Raw genomic sequence first — 13,940 nt, forward strand, 5'->3', positions numbered from 1 at the left:
TGGACGCTTTAGTGACATTTTTGATTATTTTGGGGTCAATTCTGATGGTGGTAAACATCGTCAGGTATTTCATTTTTGTCAAAAGTACCCACGATGTGCTTTCGGCAGGAAGTCATCGTGACCGCGTCTGGAAAATTATTGCCGGAAGCTTGCTGTGTTTTTTCTTGATGGGCTACCTGTTCTGTGCGTTTGTGGGGGAGCCGGACTTTGTGATGGCGCTGATCCTCTTTGGCGGGAGCGTCTTTGTAGCGATTGTCCTTACGCTCATGTTCAATTTGCTCGATACGGCAAAGTCCAGGAGTATTGATATTGCTGAGGTCCTGGTGGGCGTGATTGATGCCCGAGACCCGAACTTGAACGGCCACAGCCGCCATGTGCAACGCCTGACCATGCTTTTCTTTGAATATTTGCCGGCGTCTATCAAACGTGGTATCAATCCGGTTAGCTTGGAATATGCAGCCCTGATGCACGATGTGGGCAAATTAGGCGTTCCTGAATCAATTCTGAACAAACCCGCTAAATTAGATCCAGAAGAATGGGTAATCATGAAGCGTCACCCCAAAGTTGGCGTCAAGATTTTGCAACCGCTCCAGACTTTTGGGCATATCATGAGCTGGATTCTTTACCATCATGAACGAATCGATGGCCACGGTTATTACAGCTGTCCAGGTGACAAAATCCCGTTGCCCGCTCGAATTATTTCCATCGCGGACACTTATTCGGCCATTACCATGCGTCGCTCGTACAAAGCGCCCAAGACTCACGAAGACGCTCTCCAGATTATTAAGGATGTTGCTGGCACGCAGCTAGACGCCGAACTCGTCAAGTATTTCTTGACAATCCCCAAAGAACGCCTGATTCAGTGCATTCCCGAACAGGTGAAATACTAAGAAACCTTATAGATGGGCGGGAATCCGCCTTCTTTCCAGTTTCTTTAGTTTACATAATCTACATTATCGGCAATAAAGGGACGGAGGGTAGACGGGGTGAAAGACTGAGGAAAATCACAGGATTTCTGCATTGCAGCCTTATTGGAGCCTTGCGCTAAACCCATTTTATTATATTGTACTTGAACCTGGTTTACAATAACACATGCGAAGAATTTTTATAACATTTGCCTGTCTAGCGCTGCTTTTTTCGGGCTGCGCGATGACCAAGAAACTTTCGGCGGCTGATATCCTCTCCAAGACCAAGCTCGAATTCGTGAGTCTGTCGCTGGATTCAGCAACCATCAACAAGGATTTATTTCCGAAATCGGAAGATTTGATGAAGGGCTTGTTGCCGAACCCGCACGTGGTCGCCCTGGTGCAAGATTTTGCCCGAGGAATCCTGGAAAAAGAAATTGGCAAGGCTCATTTGACCGCTGGTCTCATTGCTCGAAATACAGGCGAGGATACGCTCTGGATTCGTGGCCTAACGGCTAGTCTTGTACTTGATTCTTTGATGGAGCTCCCTGTGGCGCTCCTTGATACAGTCAAACTAGTCCCTGGCGACAACAAGGTGGTTCTCAAGACAGAAATGCCTATCGATCGCCGGATTTTCAAGCTCATGGATGTGAACGTGGTTCATATCGTAGGCCACATGGAAGTCTCGCTTAAGGCAGGGGATGAAGCTTTCTCGCTCAACTTTGACCAGGACCGCAAAATCACTCAAGAAGAAAAGCAGGCGCTTGCAGACAAGGCCCGCACCTCGGTTCTGGACAACATTGTAAGCGACTGGGTTGGAGCGATATCTTTTTAGACGATAGATTTTAACTAATAACCAATGATTATATGACAAAAAGAACATTTGTACCTGAAAATTTAAATGTAGACAGCGTAGAAGACGTCACTCGCCTTTTCAAGACTCTTCTCGATGAAAATGTCCCGAACTCCCCCGATGCCCTGCGCACCTGGATTTTAAAATGGAGCGAACTCGGCTCCGTTTTAGCTGAAGTTTCTAGCCGCCGCTACGTGGCCATGACCGTAAATACAAAAGATGAAGCGGCTGCCAAGGCATACGAAGACTTTGTCGGAAATATTGACCCCGTGATGAGCGAATATGACGACAAGTTGAATAAGAAACTGATGGCTCACCCCGCCAAGGACCAGCTGAAAGACGAATTCGGCGTATGGTTCAAGAGCGTGCAGGTTTCTTTGGACCTTTTCTCCCCCGCAAATATTCCGCTCGAAACCGAAGAAACTATGGCCGTTCAGGCCTACCAGAAGATTACTGGCGGCATGAGCGTAGAATTTGACGGTGGCGTTAAGACCATGCAGCAAATGAGCGCTTATCTTGAAAAGACGGATCGCGACTTGCGCGAAAAGGCCTTCCGCACTATGTGGGATCGCCGCCTTAAAGATAAAGACGCTCTGGACGCCTCTTTTGACAAGTTGTTCCAGATTCGCAACAAAATTGCCAAAAATTCGGGTTGCAAGAACTTTATCGACTACATTTTCTTGGCCAAGCGCCGTTTCGACTACTCCCCTGCTGACTGCAAGGCTTTCCACGAAAGCGTTGAAAAGCTGGTGCTCCCGCTCCTTAAGGAAGTCTACAAGAAGCGCGCCGAAAAGATGAATCTCAAGACGCTTCGCCCGTGGGATTTGAGTGTGGATCCGCTTTCACGCCCACCCCTCAAACCGTATCAGAATGGCGAAGAATTGATTGAAAAAGTCGACCAGATTTTCGAATCGATTCACCCGCAGGCTGGCAAGTGGGCCCGCGAAATGCAGGCCATGAAGCTGATTGATCCGGATAGCAGGCTCGGTAAGGCTCCGGGTGGCTACCAGATTGGCTTTGACGAAAGCCGCCTCCCCTTCATTTTCATGAATTCGGCCGAAACCGACCGCGACATTTACACGCTGTTGCATGAATCGGGCCATTCGTTCCACCAGTATGCGCTCGCAAACCAGCCGATTTTGGCTTATCGCGACGTGCCTTCGGAATTCGCCGAAGTCGCCAGCATGAGTATGGAATTAATCGGCATGAGCAACCTCAAACCCTTCTACGGCAACGATTCCGAGGCGATTCGCAGAAGTATCGAAGGCGAACTGGAAGACGTAATTTGGCTGTTCCCGTGGGTGGCAAGCATCGACAGCTTCCAGCATGAACTTTACAGCCGTCCGAACCATACGGCCAAGGACCGCGAACAAATTTGGAAGGGTATCATGGACCGCTACGACGCGGGCGTGGACTACTCCGGATTCGAATCGGTTCGCAATAACCTGTGGCAAAAGCAGTTGCACCTGTTCGAATGCCCGTTCTACTACATCGAATACGGAATTGCACAGCTTGGAGCGCTCCAGGTGTGGGCAAACTTCAAAAAAGACCCGAAAAAGGCCATTGATGACCTGTTTAAGGCCGAAAGTTTGGGCGACAGCCGCCCGTTGCCGGAGCTTTTTGCCGCTGCAAACATCAAGTTTGACTTCACCGCGAAGACGATTGAACCGCTTATGCAGGTCGTGTGGGACGAGTTAAACAGATCGTAGGGGGTCCGTTGTCATTATTTTTTGCTTTTTTTGCAAAAAATTGCAAAAAAACGGCAAAAATGGTTGACAAACGAAAAATAAAATGGTATATTTGGCGCACATCCTGGAGGGATGGCCGAGTGGTTGAAGGCGCACGCTTGGAAAGCGTGTTTACCTCACGGTAACGAGGGTTCGAATCCCTCTCCCTCTTCTAAACATTTTCAGAGGTACCTAGATGGCTGAAGAACAGAGAGTCTATCTTGATGACATTTACGCTAACGAACAATGTCAAGGCTCCGTTTTCCGCGCAGTGGTCATGATGGCCCAGGAAGCCCGCTTCGTTAACAAGCAGGCAACTCAGGGTTATATCACTCTTACCAAGAAGCCGACCACCATCGCCATGTACAAGTTCAAGGAAGGCAAGCTTTCCATTTCCGAAAAGAAGGCTGGCGAACAGTTTGATAACGAAGCTGTTGCAGCTGCCGAACCGGAAATGACTTCCGAAAACGTGGCTCAGGTATCTGCTGCTGCTGACGACGCCTTCGGCGTATAAGCAAAGAATTTCGTCTAAAAACGAATCCTTGTTGAAAAAGCGACCTCAATTCGAGGTCGCTTTTCTTTTCTCCTTCCCTGCTCGTTCTCCACCGAGCTACCAAAAAGCTCAATTACATCTGAGCACTTTTAGCATAGAATGTTTCGGGGAACGCCTTGGCGGCGCAATGATTGCACAACATGCGAAGCCTGGTTTCGGCTACAGATGTCACGCGGATCTGCGCACCGCAGTCGGCGCACTTTGCCAGGAACACCACGGAAAGCGGAGTGGTCGCCACGTTGGCAGCCTTGCCCTCGCCCACCTTGTGTACCGTATTGCGGAATATGATTTCGCCATCGGCATTCTGGATGATTTCGCGCGTGATGCAGCAATCAAAACTGCGTCCACGGCGGTTACGCATGCGCATGTTGAAGCTAGCGCTCACGGTGTCATTCCGGAATGCGTTCCAGTCGCTTGCGTAGCGGTACAGGTCCGTGACGTAATGCCACTGCAGTTCCGATGGCTCGAAACCGAACATGCGGCAGAATCGTCTGTTTCCGCTGAGCAGACGGCCATGTTGGTTGACCTCAAAGTAGGCCAATTCGATAGAGTTCTCTGTCATCATTGTGCGCCTCCTTTTAGATAGTGCCGGTACAAGACATCGGCAGAACTGATCGCTTTATTCCCCAATCGCGCATCTATAATAGAGATATCCCAATCCTTGTCGCCGAATATGAACGGCGTTTCGATAATGTCGTCTTCAGTAATGTAGTTGATGTCTCCAATCTTGGTGAGTGTCTGTTCGGCAATCAAGAAGCCTTCCATATAAAGCATCACATGCTTTCCGTCCCAGACGCCAGTCACTGTAATTTCTTTTCCTGCTTCAAGAGTCGCCGAAGATACAACAGCCTTGTCGTAGCAAGAAGTGTATTCAAATCCGTTTCCGATAAAGAAGGACAGAGCCGGTTGGATAACATGGCATGCCGACCTTGTAATGGCAATGTTGAACAATCCCTTCTTGCCGAAAATATTCTTGCTGTAGTAGTAACTTTCCGGGAATGAATTGACTTTGAACGTCACTTCGAATGTCAGTTCTTCAAGATTTTTAGCAAAGACAAGCGTGTCTTGTACAATCGATTCCATTGCAGGAACATTGCTGCCTTCCCAGCTATATACAATACCGTAATCCAATTCGTGCGGCAATTCGACCGTAATCTCTTTTTCGCCGCCTTTGTCCGTAGGAATGGTGTCTTTCGGTTCGTCGCAACCTGGTTCAGGCTCAATCGGATCTGGATCCGGGCTCGGAGTGCATCCGATTACATCGGGCATCTCGACTGTTTGAACCGGAGGTGCAATCAAGTCATCTGCATCGACGTTGCCTGCCAAATCTGTAGGAACAGGCCCCAACACATATGTGGATGTAGAATCGCGTTGGATAAAGTATGATGTTTCAGAAACAGATCCGTTACCCACCGTTTTTAAGACGAAAGAGTACGTTCCGTCGGGCAAGTCCTTAATTTCAAATGCTCCATTTGCGCCGGATTCAATGTGTATTACGGAATCCTTCACAGAAAGATCCATAGAGGCATTCTTAGAACCATTGTTGATCACGTACAGTTTAAGAGTCCTCTGTTCAAGATGAGGAATGTCATCTTGTCGCGATGGATCCGGAACGACATAAACAGGGTCGGTTCTAACCACTGTATCGACAAGATCGACACCGCCCGGAGCAATACCTGTGGGCTCCCCAGTAACGGGGGCGGGATCATTTCCAGCCGGAAGGTTGGTTTGAGGATCCGTAGAATTGTCTTCTTCGCTTGTACCAGCAACGGTATTTGTTTCTTCGTCTACGCCGCCTGCCCAGAAAATACCGCATGCAGACATAGAGAATGCGACAGAAGCAAAAGTCCAAAGACGGAGGCCATTTTTAAATTGCTTAAGCATGGTGTTCCTCCTTGGGCAATGTGTTGGTCAAGGGGAACAACTGAATGTTGAGCCTGTAAACGCGTTCTTCGCCAGAATCTTCCATCACGATCGAGCTGATACGACGGCGGAATTCGGCGATTTCTTTAGTGATTTTCTCGAAAGCATTATCGGAAATGCCAATTGTAAGGCCCGAAATGTCTCGTTCATTAATAGGAACTTGGTCAAGGCTTTGAACGCCGAGCTCGCCCATCTGGCGGTGCATTTCACGAATGGCGAGCGAGGCGACATCGAGACTGCCCGTAGTCACGGAACGGCTGCTCTGGCTGTAACGGCCCTGCTCGTCTTTTTCGAGGAATCCGTTCTTTTCCAGAAGCTTCAAGGAATTCTTGACATTTGCAGCATCGCTATCAAAGACGAGCTCCCCCGCCATTTGGGCGGGTGTCGCGCCATTCAGGCGCGGGGCCATTTCGCGGAGAACCGGATTCAGCCAGCTGCCATAATAGTCGTACTGGTCTTCGCCCACAAGCGCAAATGCGTTTTCGTTGGCAATTTTGCGCAGTTCAGCAAAAATCTTTTTCTTTGTAGCAGAAGATTTTTCCTGATTGAAGGCCACTAATTGCCTAAAGTACTGCAAGTCAACACCGACAAGGCCCATGGCAGAAGCGACGCGTTCGACACCCGCTTCGCTCAAGTTAGCCTTGCTGTCGCAAACAAGCTTCAAAAACACCGGCGAGGAATACCCGGCAGCCTTCGCGAAATCACGCCACGTAAAACCGTTGCGCTCCTTGCGCTCGGCATAGTAGTCGCGAATATAGACGCGATAGCTGGTGTATTCCATTACGGGTTTCATGTTCTTGAATATATAATCTTTTCTTAACAAAGTCAATAACCTATGATACAAAAATTCAATTTTTTATTAAAAAATCGTGTAAATGGCGTTTTTTACCCAATTTTCAACGATAAATTATGATACAAGCATGCAAAAAAGATTGATACAAGTCAACGAAATTGCGTTTTTTCGCCGAATTTCCAAAAAAAATGCCCCCGGACATCATCCGAGGGCAAAATCTTGTATCATAGATGAATGTCTATGTGAGCAACAAAGCCCCAATTATTAAACTGGGGCGGTTGCGAGAGCGAGCGCTCTGGGTACGTACTTAGTATGATTGGGCGCGAGCGGTCTTGTGTTTTAACCACGGCTGTGGGCGTAGTTAGCCTTCTTGTCTTCGTACATGAGGGCATCGGCTTCGCGCATCGCCTTACGGATGTCTCCCGCGTTTTCGTCGTGGTAGAACCCGATAGCGAAACTCACGTTGCCTTTGACCTTGGATTTTTCGCGGAGCGTTTCGACTCTAGCTTCAAGGCTATCCTTGGCAACGTCGATGGCCACGACGACAAATTCGTCGCCGCCGGCGCGGTAAATCTCGCAATCAGTGAAGGTCTGCTTCAGAATTTCTGCGGCGTTCTTCAAGAGGGCGTCGCCGGCATTGTGGCCTTCGTTGTCGTTAATGGGCTTAAGCCCGTTCAAGTCGGCGAAGACCACGGAAATCGTCCTGTAGTTGACTTCGCGGCTTACAAACTGAAGAACTCTGTTGTTCATGGCATTGCGGTTATTCACGCCAGTCAGGAGATCTTCATTGCTCAAGAACCTAAGGCGCTGCACCAGCTTGTAGCTGGCCACTTCAGAGGCAATAAAGAAGGTCACCAGTTCAAGGGTTTCCTTAATGCGCAGGACTCTGGAGGTATCAAAGTTTGTCGCCCAAATGAATCCGACAAATTCGTTGTTGTGCGTCAACGGCAGCAGAACCAGGCTTTCAACACCGGCTTCCATCATGGTTTTATGCCAGACTGGATTTCTCTGACGAATAATTTCCATGTCTGCTTCGTTCTGGATAATCAAACAGTTGCTCCCTTTAAGCGTTTCTATCCAGGATTCCGCGATATAGATATATTCGTTGTTGAATACCCTATCAAGATCCAGCGGAGGCATTCCTTGCCTTCGGGCACAGCTCAAAATGGAGCAAGTTCTCTCCTTGAAGTCGGTCAAAAGAACGCTGCAGGTGCTCGCTTTGCAAATAATGCGAACGTCTTCAATCACCTCGTCCATGGTTTTCTTGAAATCCTTTGAACCGCGCAGCTTGATGCATGCCTTGAGCACGTTTTGCGAAATTTCAGAAGAAAGCCTTGTGGAAGTGTCAAGGTCTTCTTCGGGCTGGATTTCAAGCGTAAAGACGCAATAGCCTTTTTCGTCGTCTTCGACATCGACGGGCATCAAGAACTGATTAATGCAAAAATTAAAGCGTTCCGGGCGAATGTAAGCGTGAACCGGTTTATGCAGAATGGCGCTCTGGTAAACGAACTTCTCGAAGTTCAGTTCCTTTTCCATGTACCGTTCATAATTGGAGCCAGGGACAAAAGTTTCAGTGAATACAGAATTGCCGTCCTCGTCTTTTCTTTCCATGGACTTGATATAGATCTGGTTACCCGCTTCGATGCGGATAGTCCCGATGCCCCCATCTGCGTTTTTTTCAACAGAAAGGATGCTTGACATCGTCGGAAATGATTCAACGAAATTTTGCAATTCTTCTTTTTTCATTTTCTCCTCGATTCTGGGAATCGATCGTAGTATTGCTTTTTGTCTTCGTACATTAGGGCGTCGGCTTCGCGCATTGCAGCACGAATGTCTCCCCCCTTGTCGTCGTAGTAAAAGCCTATTGCGAAACTAACATTTTCTGGCTTCGAAGAATCCTGACGGATCTTTTCAACAATCTTTTCAAGCTCATTTTTGGGCTTGTCCAGGGCAACGATGACAAATTCATCGCCTCCGGCACGATAAATTTCGCAACCTTCAAACGACAATTTGAGAATCAAGGCCGCTTCTTTAAGCAGGCAGTCTCCAGCATTATGGCCTTCGTTGTCGTTTATCGGCTTGAGCCCGTTCAAATCGGCAAAGACAATACCGATTGATTGGGGTGCCCGTTCGCGGCCGGATACCATACGAAGGACCCTGTTGTTCATTGCGTTACGGTTCAAGACGCCTGTCAGCAAGTCTGTCGAACTCAACATTTCAAGACGTTGTAGAAGTTGATAGTTGGCAATTTCTGAAGCAATGAAGAATGTCGTAAGTTCAAGGGTTTCTTTAATATGATCGGTATCTTTGGTGTCAAAGTTGGTTGCCCAAATAAACCCGACCGTTTCGCCATTGTACTGAAGCGGGAACAGAACAATGCTATTCACTTCAGCACTCTTCAGAGACCTGTACCAGTTAGGGTTGCGCAGTTTGACTTCGTTCATGTCTTCGTCGTTACGAATAACTAGACAATTGCTACCATCAATGGTTTCTAGCCACGATTTTGCGTAATTAATGAACGAATCATCCAAATAATTCTTGAGAGAACGCTGCGAGCCCCCTTCCGCAATGTCTTCGCTTAGAAGCCTGCAAGTCTTTTCCTTGAAATCTGTTAGCATGACACAGCAATAGCTAGCTTCGCATGTAACGCGAATGTCATGGATGATTTCATCCATCGTTTTCAAGAAATTCGTAGAACCGCGAAGCTTGATACAGGTCTGCAAGACTTGCGAAGTTGCCTTGGCCGACAAATTGGTCATCTGCTCGGTATTTGCTTCGCTCGACAGTTCTTGAGTGTAGGTGCAGTAATACTTGTCTGGATCGTCGATATTCAGTGGCAGGCTGAAAATATTGAACCAGATTGGAAAACGTTCCGGATGAATGTAGGCATGCATCGGCTTTTTTTCGACTGCGCTTGCAACGATAAAATGCTCAAAATTAAGGTCTCTCGGAAGATACTGGGTGTATTCAAGTCCCGGAGTAAAACCGTTTCCATCATTCATGGTCGCTTGAGATTCGTCGCTTTTTTCAAAAGTGGAAAGGTAAGCCTTGTTCCCCACTTCGATACAGATTTTCCCGACTGATCCATCGGGATTTTTCTCGACCGACATGATACAGGTCATCGAGTCGAAATGATCGACATATTCCTGTAAATCCATAGAATCTCCTTCTTAAGCATTCCAATAAGGACACTTATAATTAGTAATTAATATAATAGCACTTTTTTCGTGAAAAAGTGCTATCATGATAAATTTTTCAGATTTTTTTTAGTTCAAATTGGAATAATATAAGGCGTGAAACGCTTATTTGGACAGGTCCTTGACGACCATAATCCCGCTTCGCTCGATCTTCGGGTACTGGCGCATGCCTTCACCGCCATGACCTTTATCCAGCACCTCCAGAAGGTCGCCCTTGGTAGAATACAAATGCAGTTCCCAGGGGCCATTCGGAGCATTGAAATAGCCCGAATTCTTTTGTACGTTGCGCTGGAAGGTGCGGTTGAGGCGGTCTTCTACACTGCGGGCCTGCACAAGCGATATGTCGCTAAGTTCCCAAGAAATGGGGACTCCGCCCATGTCGTAAATCAGCAGGGCTTCCGCATCGGAATCTTCTTTCATGGTGAACTTCCAGCTAAAGCTCTGCCAGCTGGTGCTCAAGTCCAAAATACGACCGTTGGCATACGGCGTGTATTCTTCGGAATCTTTCTTGATGTTCACGTTCAAGGTTCGAGGCTTGTCGGCCTTGGCGCGCATACTGAAAATGTAGGTAACGCCTTCGCGCAGAGCAAGCTTTTGCTTGAACTGCAGGTTCCAGGATTCCTTGCCGGCCTTCTTGATGTCAAAGCGGACAACGCCGTCGTTGACCTTGACATCGCCCTTGCCGCCCCAGAAGTCTACTTGCCAGTTGGCCAAGGGATCTTCGCCCGAGAATTCGCCATTCTGGATTAAGTTGGCATCAATAGCCTGAGAACCGGTGTCAAAATTCCTTTCTTGAATGAAAGTCGGAATAACGCTTGTATTCTGGATGCCGTTCGGATTGTCCACGCAGACATCTTTGCCCCAGCCCACCAAGGTATTAAAGGAGCTATGGACAGTCATGTCCATTTCAGGGCTATCAAAGTTACCCGGGCCCCAGCTCCAGGCGAGCCAGCCGATATTCAAGCGTTCGGCTTCAGACAAAATAAACTTGTACGGAATTTCCCTCACGTCGCCAGCTGCAACAGGCGCGAACTCGCCCACAATCAAGGGGAGATTCTTTTCGACCGACGCTTCAAGTACGCCGCGAATGCGGTCCTGGACAGTTGCGTAGCCAGTTGCCTTGGGGTCGTGGCGTTCCGTGGGCCACCACATGTGCAATGAGAACAACAGATTGTGTTCCGGGTCGGCCTGCAAAAGCTTGGGACCCACCTTCAGCAAGTTCTTTTCGCTTTGGCCCCACTGGTCAGCGTCAATCATCAAGGGAATGCGGATGTTTGCCGCACGCATTCTTGTGACAATGGAATTGTACACGGTAAAGAATTCGTCTGCAGACTTTGCTTCGGCGCCCGGTTCGTTACCGATGTTCAGAATCAGATACTGCTGGTGATTCGAAATCATCTGCACCGTTTCTTCGCGAAGCCAGAAATCAACGGCATCGCTCAAACGTTCCCAGTTGCCGGTTGTGTCGTGAATTTCGGGAATGGGAATCATTCCGTTGCTAATGCACTGTGCAATGATATTGTCGAGGTCACTGACTCGGCCGCGAGTGTTCCAAACGATTCTAACGCAGTTTGCGCCCGTTTTTGCAATTTCAGGAATAGTTTTTCCTTCGCGGTCGGTCCAAATAAACATGTGGTTAACGCCACGAAGCACAACCTTTTCGTTGTCTTTGCTATATAAAAAGCGATCTTGTACAAAAAAGCCCGGTTTTGCCGAAACCATATTCATAACAACAAATTCTCCATTATTTCCAAAAGAAAAATACAATTATTTGCCGAAACAGGGGCCTTTTTTTTGAAAATCTGCAAAAAATTGGTTGGAAGAACGTCAACACGGGGCAATTTGTCTTTCTGGCAGGTGTTTCCAATAGCGAACCGGCAGGCAACGCCGCATAAGTTTAGGGTTTTCACGCTCCTTGATGGCGATAGACTTGTAGTAATCCTGCCACAGCCGCACGAATTCATCGGGGCTTGAGACCGAGGCGCTCACCTGTTTCAGGTTTGGAATCGTAATTTCGACTGGACTATGACCGTCATAATACACGCCATAACCGCGCTTGGAATCGTATATCGCCCACTTTTCATTCGCAAAACGCCCACGGAAATGCCCAATCATCATCTCCAGAATATCGTACTTGGGCTCGATTTCGGCAAAATACGTGCCGTCGGCGGTTTTGCTGAAGCGGACCATGCCAAGCATGCCGCCCTCTTCGTGCCGAACAGCGCGTGCAATCAAGAACAGCGGGAGCATTTCGTCGGAAGTCGGATTCTTGGCGTAATGCGGGTCGTTGCCTTCGAAGACCTTGCGGAGGTAGGCAAGAATCTTCATTTCGACGCCGTCTTCTTCGGAGCGGAACGCCACATGCAAAAGCTCAAGAATCTCGTTGCTCGCCTGATTGATGATGGCGCGCTTGAGCCTTTGGGCGGATTCTTCGGAGGTCTCGACGCGGAAAGGCTGCATGAACAGGTTGCAAGGGGCCTCGCTACGGTCGGGGTGAATCTCCCCCACATCCAGGTGCTGGCGGTAAATCTCGAAGACTACGCTTAGGAATCCGTCAAATGTTGAATCGTATGAAATGGAAAGCATGGGGTAAGGATGTGAGATGAGTGATGTGGGATGAGAGATGTGATGTGTGTAGTGTGAGATTATTCATTACTCATTTCACATTACACATTTAACATTATATGCAATTAACCGGCGGCGGGGAGTGCGAGGGGTTGGTTGGCGAATAGGTCTAGCTGCAGGGATTTGGGCTTGGGGAGCAGTAAGGGGCGCACCATTTCAGGATAAAGCCTGCGCAAGCTGGCGGGCGTATCGGGGTGGTAAATAAAGTACTGCGCACGCTTGAGGACAACGCCCATCTTTTTCAATTGCTCCAGACGGATTTTAGAGAATCGACGGCCCGAGACAATCAATTGCGCAGACTTGACGCCGATTCCTGGCACACGCAAGAGCATTTCGTAGTCGGCTGTTTGAATATCAATCGGGAAAAATTCCGGATGCCTGAGCGCCCAAGCGGCTTTCGGGTCTAGTTCCAAGTCTAAATTCGGGTGCGCTTGGTCGACTACTTCGTCGTAGCCGAACTTGTAGAATCGCATGAGCCAGTCTGCTTGGTAAAGCCTGTGCTCGCGTACCAGAGGGGGCTTGGTCGTAAGCGCCGGAAGGCGTTTGTCGGCATTGAGCGGTACATAGCCCGAAAAGTACACGCGCTTCATTTGCTGTTGCTTGTAGAATCCGTTAGAAAGCGTGAGAATCTGTAAGTCAGTCTCCCCTGCTGCCCCCACAATCATTTGCGTGCTTTGGCCTGCAGGTAAAAACTTGGGCGAATAGCGGGAGCGCTCACCGTGATATTCCAGCTTGCGTTCGGCCAGAAAGTTCATGGGTGCAAGAATCGAGGCGTGATTCTTTTCGGGGGCTAGGTATTGTAACGCTCTGTCGGTCGGGATTTCGATATTCACGCTGCTGCGGTCGGCATAAAGCCCCGCTTGAAACAGAAGCTCGCGGCTAGCCCCAGGAATCGCCTTGAGGTGAATGTAGCCGCCAAATTTGTGCACTGTACGCAATTCCTTGGCAACCTGAATCAGCATTTCCATGGTGCGGTCAGGACTGCCCACGACCGCTGAACTTAAGAAAAGCCCCTCGATGTAGTTGCGACGGTAAAACTCAAGAGTCAAGTTGATGAGTTCTTTAGGCGTAAATGTGGCGCGGGGAATGTCGTTGCTGCGGCGATTGATGCAGTAGGCGCAATCGTACTTGCAGGCATTGCTCAAGAGCACCTTCAAAAGCGAAATGCAGCGCCCGTCAGAGGACCAAGTGTGGCAAATGCCGGCGCTACAGGCGCTCCCTAACCCGCCCTTAGGCGCTTGTCTGCCAGAACCGCTAGAAGAACACGAAACATCGTATTTGGCTGCGGCCGAAAGAATGTTCAGTTTTTCGCGAACGTCCATAAATGCCTTTTTGTTTAGCTGCACCTTTGTTCACTACTAAAT

12 protein-coding genes and 1 tRNA gene are annotated in these 13,940 nt (G+C 48.6%); 5 read left to right on the forward strand and 8 right to left on the reverse strand.

The features are described from left to right. Window positions 1-44 precede the first annotated feature (44 nt). From QOL41_RS07890 to QOL41_RS07910, 5 genes are all read left to right on the forward strand, one after another. On the forward strand, window positions 45-890 hold the full coding sequence (locus tag QOL41_RS07890) for an HD-GYP domain-containing protein (RefSeq protein ID WP_283429312.1): 846 nt from the start codon (window positions 45-47) through the stop codon (window positions 888-890). A gap of 259 nt (window positions 891-1,149) precedes the next feature. Next, window positions 1,150-1,740 carry a hypothetical protein gene (locus tag QOL41_RS07895; protein ID WP_283429313.1) on the forward strand — a complete coding sequence of 197 codons (591 nt, stop codon included), beginning with the start codon at window positions 1,150-1,152 and terminating at the stop codon, window positions 1,738-1,740. Window positions 1,741-1,772: 32 nt separating this feature from the next. After that, on the forward strand, window positions 1,773-3,467 hold the full coding sequence (locus QOL41_RS07900; protein ID WP_283429314.1) for a M3 family oligoendopeptidase: 1,695 nt from the start codon (window positions 1,773-1,775) through the stop codon (window positions 3,465-3,467). Between the two features lie 105 nt (window positions 3,468-3,572). Further along, window positions 3,573-3,657 (forward strand) — tRNA-Ser (locus QOL41_RS07905). A 24-nt stretch (window positions 3,658-3,681) separates the two neighbouring features. Next, window positions 3,682-3,999, forward strand: a complete 318-nt coding sequence (locus QOL41_RS07910) for a hypothetical protein (RefSeq protein WP_173654124.1) — start codon at window positions 3,682-3,684, stop codon at window positions 3,997-3,999. A 112-nt stretch (window positions 4,000-4,111) separates the two neighbouring features. On the opposite strand, the gene QOL41_RS07915 is transcribed toward QOL41_RS07910, so the two are convergent. The 8 genes from QOL41_RS07915 to QOL41_RS07950 form a co-directional block, all read right to left on the reverse strand. Beyond that, entirely contained in the window at window positions 4,112-4,603 is a 492-nt protein-coding gene (locus QOL41_RS07915; RefSeq protein ID WP_173654125.1) for a PAS domain-containing protein, read from the reverse strand. Next, on the reverse strand, window positions 4,600-5,922 hold the full coding sequence (locus QOL41_RS07920; RefSeq protein WP_283429315.1) for a hypothetical protein: 1,323 nt from the start codon (window positions 5,920-5,922) through the stop codon (window positions 4,600-4,602). The genes QOL41_RS07915 and QOL41_RS07920 overlap by 4 nt, the downstream gene beginning before the upstream one ends. Next, window positions 5,915-6,754: a TIGR02147 family protein gene (locus QOL41_RS07925; protein WP_173654127.1), complete on the reverse strand. Its 840-nt coding sequence runs from the start codon at window positions 6,752-6,754 to the stop codon at window positions 5,915-5,917. The genes QOL41_RS07920 and QOL41_RS07925 overlap by 8 nt, the downstream gene beginning before the upstream one ends. Window positions 6,755-7,093: 339 nt before the next feature. Then, window positions 7,094-8,500, reverse strand: coding sequence for a GGDEF domain-containing protein (locus tag QOL41_RS07930; RefSeq protein ID WP_283429316.1), 1,407 nt, complete (start codon window positions 8,498-8,500; stop codon window positions 7,094-7,096). Further along, window positions 8,497-9,912, reverse strand: a complete 1,416-nt coding sequence (locus QOL41_RS07935) for a GGDEF domain-containing protein (protein ID WP_283429317.1) — start codon at window positions 9,910-9,912, stop codon at window positions 8,497-8,499. The genes QOL41_RS07930 and QOL41_RS07935 overlap by 4 nt, the downstream gene beginning before the upstream one ends. Before the next feature lie 144 nt (window positions 9,913-10,056). Beyond that, a complete protein-coding gene (locus QOL41_RS07940; RefSeq protein ID WP_283429318.1) occupies window positions 10,057-11,679 on the reverse strand; it encodes a cellulase family glycosylhydrolase in 1,623 nt (540 codons plus the stop codon). A gap of 99 nt (window positions 11,680-11,778) precedes the next feature. Next, window positions 11,779-12,537 (reverse strand): TIGR03915 family putative DNA repair protein, encoded by a 759-nt coding sequence (locus QOL41_RS07945; protein ID WP_283429319.1) that lies wholly within the window; start codon window positions 12,535-12,537, stop codon window positions 11,779-11,781. A 104-nt stretch (window positions 12,538-12,641) separates the two neighbouring features. Next, the gene (locus QOL41_RS07950) at window positions 12,642-13,898 is read right to left on the reverse strand and encodes a putative DNA modification/repair radical SAM protein (RefSeq protein ID WP_283429320.1); all 1,257 of its coding nucleotides are present in this window, start codon (window positions 13,896-13,898) and stop codon (window positions 12,642-12,644) included. Window positions 13,899-13,940: the final 42 nt, after the last annotated feature.

Origin of the sequence: Fibrobacter sp. UWB10 (assembly GCF_900182935.1) — a bacterium.
Taxonomy (GTDB): domain Bacteria; phylum Fibrobacterota; class Fibrobacteria; order Fibrobacterales; family Fibrobacteraceae; genus Fibrobacter; species Fibrobacter succinogenes_O.